General features: G+C 36.9%; 1 protein-coding gene. It reads right to left on the bottom strand.

Annotated elements, in window-relative coordinates; translation table 11 throughout:
* Positions 1 to 70 precede the first annotated feature (70 nt).
* Complete coding sequence (locus HMPREF2637_RS02785) at positions 71 to 3,580, bottom strand: glucosyl transferase (RefSeq protein ID WP_256315727.1); 3,510 nt, start codon at positions 3,578 to 3,580, stop codon at positions 71 to 73.
* Positions 3,581 to 3,582: the final 2 nt, after the last annotated feature.

Here is a 3,582-nt window from a genome sequence, read left to right as displayed (position 1 = left end):
GTACTTTCTTTTCCATGATAATTCTCCTTTCATTGAAAGACAAATTGGAATTATATGTGTGAAATAAATATTATTCGTAAATATATTTAATAACCCTTCCATCACCGTTTTCATCGAAATGAACAACCTCAGCTTTCACCTTGTAACGAATTGAGTGATTAAAAGTAATGTCAACATTTTTAGCACGTTTTCCAGTTTTTGGGTAATAATAATGGTAGTAGTAGTCATTTCCCGCCCAAATTGTTCGCAATTCATCGTAGCCTAGTCTACCATCATCGTGAAAATAGTAGTAATCATCTCCAATCTTTTGTTCACCCTTATAACATTTACCATCACTACCAACATAGTAACGATAACCGTCAATGTCAACGAATTTGTCACGTCCTAAGTCAACAAGTTCACCACTATTCTTGTCATAGTAATAACCATCATCAGCAACAATACCTTTAGCTTGTTTACCATCTTTATCAAAGTAAACCTTCACATTATCGATAGTTTTGTGTCCAGTTACCTTTTGACTATTTTCATCGACGTAGTACCAACTATTAGAATATTTTTTACCAAAATATCTAGTAATTGCACCAGTTGAGGTGTCTGCTAGACTAGGGTATCTATCGAATTGAAATACTTGAACATAATTATGGTCGATAGGCTCATTACCTAGGTCGGTGATAAAACGCCATGGTTTTATTTGAACATAACGTTTTGTGACTAAAGCTCCAGTGTCTTTATCGTGATATCTACCATCTGGTGCGAAATCCCCTTTTAACTGTGGTCCATCAGGGTAGAAGTAGTAGTCCTCACCGTCAATAGTCTGATAACCTGACACCTTGTAGCCACTATTATCTAGGTAGTAGCGGAATGTAGTTGAGATACCATTAGCACGCCATTCACGAGCGATTCTTACAGTACGCTCTCTGAAAGTATTTCTTGCTAAGTTACCTGTATGTTTATCGTAATATTTACCGTTTTTTGCGAAACCTCCTTTTACTTGCTCTCCATTTTCATCGAAGAATACTGTTTCACCATTAATAGTATGCTCCCCTTTTAAAGCTATTCCTTCGGAACCAAAATAGTAAAATGGTTTTGTATCGTCGCTAAATCCATTGTGGTTAGAAGGAACGTATAAGTTCCTAGCTAGATGACCATTATCATTCATATAATGGATATTGTGGTAGTCATCATAGAACAGTCCATTTTTTTTGATATCATCTTTCTTTTCAGTAATGACACCTTCTTGATCTGAAATATAAAGTTTATCGTTCACTTCAAAAAGTGTTCCAATGACACGCTCACCATTAATTTTATCGTAGTAGTATTTGTTTCCTCCTTGTTTAATAAACTCACCTTTAGATCGCTTTCCGTTATGGTCAAGATAATACCATTTACCATTTATCATAACTGATTGGTTGACTCCTAAATTAACACGAGCACCGGTATCTTTATCATAATAGTAACCATCGTCTGCGAACTGGTCTTTGATTTGTTCACCATAGACATTGAAATAAACAGCAACACCATTTATCGTTTGGGGACCGTGAAGGAATTTTCCGTCATACCCTGCATAATAGGTGACTTTTTTAATTTTAGGGTTAAGATAGTCATTCTCTAGGTGATAGATAGTAACGTATTGATTTTTGACCATCATTCCTTGGTAGTCATAATAATAGCTGTTTTCAAATTCGTCGGTAACAATTTGGTTGCGATAGTTTAAAGCATATGGTACTTCAGAGAGTTTACCTTCATTATCAGCTTTATAGGTCTTACCATCGATTTGAATAAGAGAGTTGATAACCATTTGTCCATTATGCAAATCATAGTAATGTTTTGGTAGACCTGAATTTGAGTAGCTAGCCTCACCTTTTAGTTGACGACCATCACTGTCAAAACAAACATGATAACTATCAACAATTTGGTTTCCAATGAGTTTTTGACCATTTTCATCGACATAGTACCAGTTCCCATTGTCTTCTACATAAGCATTGGTAACAAGTTCACCACTATCCTTGTCATAGAAGTGTCCATTCGGAGCGAAGTGTCCTTTAACTTGGACTCCACTGTCCTTAAAGTAAACTTTGACGTTATCAATGTTTTGTTCGCCAATGAGTTTATTGCCATCGGAGTTGTAGTAATACCAGTTGCCTTTATCATCGCTGACATATTGGTTATGGAATCTAGAATCACCTTGGATAGTGATGTTCCCTTCTTTATCTGCGATATAATGGATACCGTTTAACTCAAAAGATGTATCCTTGACTTTACGACCATTGTCTTTGTCAAAGTAGTAAATTTTATTATCAATATTAATGAATTCGCCTTTAGCTTGATGTCCTTCTGGACGAGATGATTCATGGAAGTAGAGTTCAAAGCCATCAATAGTTTTAGGTCCAGTGATAGGAAATCCGTCTTTGTTGAAGTAATACCAACGACCTTCGTAGTCCATCATAAATTGATTTTTTGGATAGTCTCTATTATTTTCTGAAGGAAGAGTATAGTAAGTTGGGAACGGATAAGTCACAATGTTTAGTTGTTTATTGAGATAATGTGCCACCCCATCGTTGTCTGAATAAAATACATATGGCATAGACTTCCATAGACCCTTTTCGATGATAGGATATTGTTTATTTTTGACTAAGGCCCCTTTGTCGTCAAAGTAGTAGCGTTTGTGATCTAATTCCATTAGTCTATGAACAGCAACTTGACCATTGTCATAGATGTAATAGTCGTTACCTAAAATTGTCTGACGACCTTTCTCAAGTGTGTTACCATTTTTATCAAAATAGTAACGTTCTAATCCAGGCATTACATAATAGTTTGGTTCGATATAAGCAGGTTCATTGAAGTAAACAACTTTACTATAGTTTTCTTCTGGAATATAGTGGTTGTCTTTGAATGTAATAAAACGGTCTGTTACTAGCTTGCCATCGTTTTCATCGTAAAAGTGCAGTTTGTCGTCAACTTTCCTAAGCTGCCCTTTTACCATAGTGCCGTCATCGTTAAAGTAATAATGGAAACCGTTGATGTCTCTTGGTCCAGTAACCAGCTGCCCTTTTGCATCTACATAATAGGTAACACCATTTGCATCTGAAACGAAACTTTCTCTTTTATCTGTCTTTTTTGTGATACCTTCCGCTTCAACAGTGATGGTGAAATCACCATCTTTTTGTGAGGTATCTAAAGTTGTTTTATCAGGAGAAGTGCTTATGATGAGGTTTTCGTTGTTTGTAGGTGTATTTGTTGCACTTACCTCAGAATGAATAATTTCAGAATTAGCTGCTTCCGAACTAGCTGCGCTTGTCACTTCAGAGCTTGGTTTTTCAGAAACTGTTTCTGTTGAGGCTACTTCAGAGCTGGCCACTGGTGCTTCTGACACTGTGGTTGCTTCGCTCGAAGCGGTAGTAGGTGTGTTTTCTGCAAGTTTAGTTGTGGCTTCACTAGTTGCAGGAGCTTCAACGTCAACAGCACCTTCTTTGATGATGGCTTCAACAGTTGCTTCATTAACAGGGGTAGGCTGTTCTTCAGCTGAAGCGTAGCTAAGGCCTGCAAAGCTCAATCCCAAAGCAAGTCCTGTCACTGCAATAG

This window comes from Streptococcus sp. HMSC065H07, assembly GCF_001837325.1.
GTDB lineage: Bacteria > Bacillota > Bacilli > Lactobacillales > Streptococcaceae > Streptococcus > Streptococcus salivarius_H.
The sequence above is the reverse complement of the archived record's forward strand: the minus strand, read 5'-3'. Positions and strand labels throughout refer to the sequence as shown.